General features: G+C 44.9%; 4 protein-coding genes. 2 read left to right on the top strand and 2 right to left on the bottom strand.

What is annotated here, in order from left to right:
* Nucleotides 1-69 precede the first annotated feature (69 nt).
* On the bottom strand, nt 70-978 hold the full coding sequence (locus F6K38_RS32850) for a helix-turn-helix domain-containing protein (RefSeq protein ID WP_008188798.1): 909 nt from the start codon (nt 976-978) through the stop codon (nt 70-72).
* A gap of 719 nt (nt 979-1,697) precedes the next feature.
* Complete coding sequence (locus tag F6K38_RS32845) at nt 1,698-1,838, bottom strand: hypothetical protein (protein WP_287250603.1); 141 nt, start codon at nt 1,836-1,838, stop codon at nt 1,698-1,700.
* A gap of 367 nt (nt 1,839-2,205) precedes the next feature.
* Between F6K38_RS32845 and F6K38_RS32840 the strand changes: the two genes are divergently transcribed.
* Complete coding sequence (locus F6K38_RS32840) at nt 2,206-2,391, top strand: hypothetical protein (RefSeq protein WP_287250605.1); 186 nt, start codon at nt 2,206-2,208, stop codon at nt 2,389-2,391.
* A 435-nt stretch (nt 2,392-2,826) separates the two neighbouring features.
* Nucleotides 2,827-6,435: a LamG-like jellyroll fold domain-containing protein gene (locus F6K38_RS32835; protein WP_287359279.1), complete on the top strand. Its 3,609-nt coding sequence runs from the start codon at nt 2,827-2,829 to the stop codon at nt 6,433-6,435.
* Nucleotides 6,436-6,491 lie beyond the last annotated feature (56 nt).

The following is a 6,491-nucleotide window of genomic DNA, read 5'->3' as shown; positions in this document are numbered from 1 at the left end:
GTAATCTAATCATGAATACTCATTTAAACCAAACTGTTTTTGCCCACCCTACAAGCTACTGCCACTGATCTACTGAGCAGCTAAGCTAAAACTCCTCTGTACCACAGCACCACGTTTCCCGAGGGATTTTGCTTGCTGTTGATCCACAGTGTACAAGACACCTCCGGCATTCCCTGACCTCACAGTCAGTTTTTGTTTAGCAATCCAGGTTTTCTGATATCCCTTGGGTAAGGTTTCTTCCAACTCGATTTTGCCATCAACTACCACTCGTACCCAAGATTGCTCTGTAATACTCAAGCTTACTTTAATTAATGGATTAGATGGGGAAGGTTTAGGTTTGGGGGGTGGTTTAGGTTCGGGTTTAGGGGCTGGTGCTGGTTGTTCTGGTTTATCTGGGGTTGTCTGCTCCTGAGCAACGGATGAGTTTTCGATCTGTCGATTAGTGAGATAGGTGAACACGGTGTTGAGTAGATAAATTAGTCCACCAGCAACACTGATCAAGCTTACTATTATGATGTAAGGATAATAGGGTTGTAAGCTTTTGGCTACAGTCTTGACAGTCTTGCTTTTGGCTACAATCCTAGGAATCTTTTGAGCAGAGGTTAGAGTCTGAGATTTCTGTTGTGAGGGGGTACCTGTATACAAGACTAACTGACCAGGCTCGCTTTCCTCGGTTTTCTCGGTTTCCTCGGTTTCCTCGGTTTTCAAGGACAATCCAGAATTAACTGGAAACGTTTTGGCTATCCCTGGACCATCTAGACCGAGAAACTCTGCATAGCGACGAATGAAGCCTTGAATGTAAACTGGCTCGGGCAAGGGCTCGGATTGCCCTGCTTCAAGGGCTTGCAATATATGCAATCGAATAAAGGTTGTGTCAGCGACTTCCTCAATAGGTATAGATTTCTCCTGCCTGAGTTGGCTGAGATAAGTCCCTATTTTCTGGAGTTGCTCCTCTTGCTCTAGACTTAAGTGGCTCACCAAATCTCTCCACCCATTAATCCACGTTAACAATTTTTATACATAAACACCGGATAGTAACATCCCTTGGGGATCTCACCATAAAAATTATTAAAAATTAACAAAGATTAACAATATCGCCAATTTACTGATGAAATAGGAAAACTCTCTCATTTTAGGGTATGGTTTCGATTGGCATCCTCCCCCGGGGGGAACAATCCTCGTGCCGGGGGATTCCCACGTCACTGTGAGTCTTTCCCTTTCGTCGAGTTGGCTGATCTAATTGTAAGCATTCAGCCGTTGGCCATTCCCATAGCATGGCCATTCCCGTACCGTGGCCAAAGCCCAAGGCCAACGGCTGACAGCTGACGACTGAATGCACCTCAAGTAGCGTGCGCCTAGGGCATATGCTTACGAATTATCAGCTAATCTTTGGCAATAATTTCGGCGTTGCTGATTCTGGGTATGGTTTCGCCCCCCTAGGGCATGTTTTCAAAGTTTTCCGCAAGATTATGATCCCCCCCAGCCCCCCGCGCGGAAGGGGGGAGCGATACTCAAAGTCCCCCTTTTTTAAGGGGGATTTAGGGGGATCTCCGAGTTTGAAGACACGCCCTAGCCCCCCAAGCGAGGGATTGCTCGCTTGGGGGGAACAAAACTTTCTTGCGTCCCCCAAGCGAGGGATTGCTCGCTTGGGGGATTTAGGGGGCTTTAACAAAACCATATGATCGCGCATTCATTCCTTAATTCAGCAACGCCATAATTTCAGGCATCATTTCGTTTTTTTTCTTTACCGTATATCCATGCTTTAATAATGCTTTTATATAGCAAAGGGAACAGCGGATCTGGGAGTAGGGAGTAGGGAGTAGGGAATATCGCATCAAAATTATCTCAATTCCTACACGGATTGCTATAGGCCAATATTATTATAGGTAAACTTCATTAAATTTTCTGCAATTATCTGCAGTATCCTGAATTTTTATTTCCTAGATCAACATCAAAGTTTTATCGCTTTACTCTACTGATAAAAGTGTAGCAAATAAAAGACATGTTGGAAAATGGAACTTTTCACGGTGTTTTTAACCGCCGAGTCGTTTTTGATTCCCCGACTAAAGTAAGGATTAAGGGTGTGGGGTATTGACAAAAGCGAAACAAAGGTATAGGATTGCAATCGTGACCAAATAAAAGCCGATCGAACTAGATCCAGAAAGATTCAACCAGTTGCCGAAGGAGGAAGTGGTAGAAATGCTCATGACTGCAGCCAAGGCTATAGCTCAGCAGCAAGGAACAAGAGAAGAACTGAAACAAGAAATAGAGAAACTGCCTGTAAGTAGCAGAGTTAGATCGCAAAATCTCATCAAAACCGCCATCAAAAGACCTACTCAAAAAACCGGAAACTCAGAAATAAGAAAAACAAGATACAGGATAAAAACCTAAACGTCAACTAGGCAGACAGTAAAGACATCAAGGAAAAACCTGGAGTGGCTCTCGGTATCGGGAATATATTCAGGATACTGCTAATTTATCTACTAGTAATTTATTAAGTAAGTTTAGTAAATATTAAGTTTAGTAAAAAAAAAGCTCTGCTTAGGGGTAGTCTGTGATAGATTTTGTTGAGCAAGCTCAACCGGCTCAACTTGATAAAACTGCACTTGCTCCTGGTTTTATTCCATAACCAACGTTGCTGAATCCTTAGAGGTTGTCTGAGAAGTCTCATTTGCTACATCCAAGCCCCCTAAATCCCCCAATTTTGGGGGACTTTTAGAAGCAAATTGACTCTTGTTCCCCCCAAAGTTGGGGGGCTAGGGGGGCAAAATTCAGTATCAAAAAACTTGGGAGATATCCTCTTAGATAGAATTCAAAGGAGTTTTTATGCTCGCAGACGGATTTATAACATTATTGAGTCTAGGTTCTGAGTACTACTTTAAATACGAGATTGATGCTCAGACTGGTTTCCAGATTTATTGGATTACAATTCCTGAAGGACTCGATAAGGAACGCTATAGCAAACAAACAATATCCGAGTTTCTAGCAGAATCATCAGTTGCACAAATTCTCAAACCTGGAGAAACCATTGATAAGAGCCTTTATCAAGGTAGCCTAATTTTACCGGGATTACCCGCCTCACCTTTCGATGCATTTTATAATATTGAACTCACCTACGACAGCGATTCATTTACCTTAGGAGTTCAATCTACTGACTCTTTTGGATTTAGTCCCGAAGGCTCAACCCATTTCAAAGATTTAAATCTGAGTTTTACCCAGCAACTTAATTCGGAAACCGCCACTGTCAGTGGAACAGTGACGGCGGTTTTCTCTGGTCAAGATATCGTTCTTGAGGCAGGGGTGAGCGATGGCTCTGAACTAATTTTTAATTACAATCCCAATAATCCTCAGGAAATCCCAATTCAACCCTGGGGCAATTTAGAGTTGACGACTTTTACCGTGCAACCTGGGCCAAATCCTCTTCAACCCCAGGTGCTCTATTGGTTTGGAGAAAAGTCGGGAGAATGGGTTTATGATTGCTCCTTGAGGAATAGCGAAGATGCACCCGCCATCGACTTACGGATTCAAACGGAGCCAGAAACAGTGGAGTGGGGATTAGGGTCTATCGCTGTTAAAGATGGCTTGATCGAGAGTGAAAATGCCACCCTAGAAGCGGCAAACCTAAGTTCTGCTAGCAAACTGATCAAGGCATTCCAAGAGACCAACGAAATCACTATTGCAACCTGGATTAAGCCTAGCCAAACGGGTCAAAAATACCCAGCTATAGTCCTTACTCTATCCGAAGATCCTGAAAATCCCTATGTGACTCTGGCTCAAGGGGATTCAGAATGGCTAAAGGGTTATGGAAATCGGTGGTCGGGGGATTGGTACCATCAAGACGAGTATAGTGTGCTATTGCGCACCAACACTAATGATAGAAACCGATATTGGCAAATCCTGACCACAAGTCCCGACACAGTAACAACCGAGGAGCTAACCTATGTTGTCTATACCTTTTCACAGAATAACTTGGGGGATGAGAGTGATAATGCCAAGGTGTATCTCAATGGAACGCTAGACAATTCAAAATGGATTAATAGCGATGATCAGGAGCGTCATTTTTGGAGAAATAGGCATCAGCAGAGTAATCGTTCGAGAAATAGGAATCAGAGGGGTAATCGTTGGGAAAATCGAGATGATGAGGATTCTCCTTGGAAAAATCGGGATGATCAGGAGGATTCTCCTTGGAAAGATAGGGGTGATAAGGAACTTAAGCCTTGGACAAATCACCCTGCTGTTAAGTTAGCGTTAGCAAATGACGTTTTATTTCTCGATCGCAGGGGCAACTCCCCAAGGAATCAAGATTTCCCTTGGGAAGGGGAACTCTACGAGGTGGCAATTTATGACTCCGCCCTGACACCAGAGGCGATTTACCAGCGCTACTACCCCACCATTGAAATTTTGGGCAACCTGACGCTGACTAATATGCCCAGTCCCTTGGACCAACCCCTAACGGCTGAACTGACTTTGGAGGGTATGCCGGATGTAGAGCACTATTCAGAGTCTAAGCTCAATCTTAAGGTTGACACCTCTGAAATCCGGGAAGTTACTCCTGAGTTTGACTTCACCAAGATTGCCCTGGAATGGCAATCAGAACCTGGAACCTCCCCAAGCTGGTACTTTAAGTGGGGACAAGTGGATAGCACATTATGGAAAACGTCAATTCCCTTTACGGCAGTTCAAGGGGATGCGCCGGGTAAACTTGCCCTCAATTCACCGGAATTAGACCTTCAAATCGGATTAGGACAAATTAATACCCTAGAGGGGTTGTCTCTATTCCTGAAACCAGATAGCACGGGTGAGATATGGCAGATGTCTTCCATCACCTCTGTGTCTGAACTGGTACTCCCCCAATTAAGGGATTATCGCCCATTTGATTGGACGGTAGATTTCAAGCTACTCTTTGCTCGTCACGATCAACAACGGAGTCAATTTGACCCCCTCGGGATTGAAGATGGGAAAGTCGTTCTCAAGGGCAATTGGTTGGGAGAAAACCTTGTACTCCATGGCTGGTGGCGCAATGAGCAGTTTGTCCTGGAAGGGCAAAGAAATTTAAGTCTACCGTTTGAAGTTACCTTAGGTCCAATCTTTGAACCTGGTACCTCCCAAAAGATTATCGACCAGGTAGCGATCGCTTCCGTGATGAACGCCACTGTAATCCTGGAACTGACTGAGTTAGGCTTTTTGGCCAAAGTCTCTGGAACCTTTGATTGGACCGATCAAGCAGGAACGGTAAACACCTTTACAGTGCCGGAGTTTACCCTAGTCCGCCCACCGCTGACTCCCAATCACATCCTGGAAGCGATTTTGGAACGGTTAAACTCCCAAGTAGATGTGATCTTTGCGGAACAGTTTCGCCATCAAGCGGACTACTACTTTACGGTGGTGGAGGAAAAACCTGTTATTTATTTGGGGAATGGCAACGACCCTGCTACTATCACCCAAACCACAACATTGCCCCAGTTATTCAACACTGCTGCGGATTCCAATAACATTTCCAGCACGACAGGCATCTTTACCCTGACAGAAAATGCCGATCAAAGCTGCACCCTCACCATAACTCCTCCGGAAAGCAGTGACAATTGGCTAGATCAACTCAAGACCGATTACGACAACTTTATTGCTCAACTAGATACCAACAGTAATCTGATTTCTGGTACCCTCACTCTGGTCAAAACCCGGATTGCTGAACGGATGCCGTTGTTGGTTGAGGAAATTCTCTACTACTACTACGGCTTGGATACTGTTAATGGCTCAGTGGATTTGCAAGCTGGAATGCGGTTACGGGTCGATTACCAAAACTATCAGTTGGTTCATCCAGCCCAATCTACGGCTAATTCAGGGTTTGTGGGCAGTGGCACGTCTTACTACACCCTCAACAGTTATCGGGATAGCACTAACCTAATGATTAATTTTGATGGGTTTTTGTCCCAAATTCAGCCCTATGTCACCACAGATATTGCTACGGTAGGGGCTGGAAGTAGTCTGGATACCTTTAAAGTTGGCTATCAAAAACCCTACTTGCGGCTGGTTTATCCTAGTTTGGCAGCTCCCTCTGCAGGTTCCCTCGATCCCGGACAGGCTGCAACCATTATGGGAGCCGCAACAGTAACAGAGCTGGATAAAAATACAAACGTTGCTAGCTTTTATTTCCGAGGACGAGCAACAGTGATTCCAGAAATTACTGTGGTGCTACAGGAACAACCGGTATTTGTTCCGGTGGGAACGACTTTACGACAACTGATGGAGGAACGTGTCACTATTCCGTCCGTATCCCTAGGAGAATCCCTACTGAACTCTACCGGAAAACCCAGGTTGAGCCGTCTTTTACACGAAGGGGTGTCTAACGAACCTAGCTATCGGTTTATCTACCTGGACGAAGATAGTCCAGTGCTTGATTTGCCTCTGGTCAAAGGCGATCGCATTGTCCTGTAGGGGGTGAACAGATGACTACCTTTACCCAATCAACAGCACAGGCGCTCTACTTTTTA

It is taken from the genome of Moorena sp. SIO3B2, assembly GCF_010692525.1.
Taxonomy (GTDB): Bacteria; Cyanobacteriota; Cyanobacteriia; order Cyanobacteriales; family Coleofasciculaceae; genus Moorena; species Moorena producens.
The sequence above is the reverse complement of the archived record's forward strand: the minus strand, read 5'-3'. Positions and strand labels throughout refer to the sequence as shown.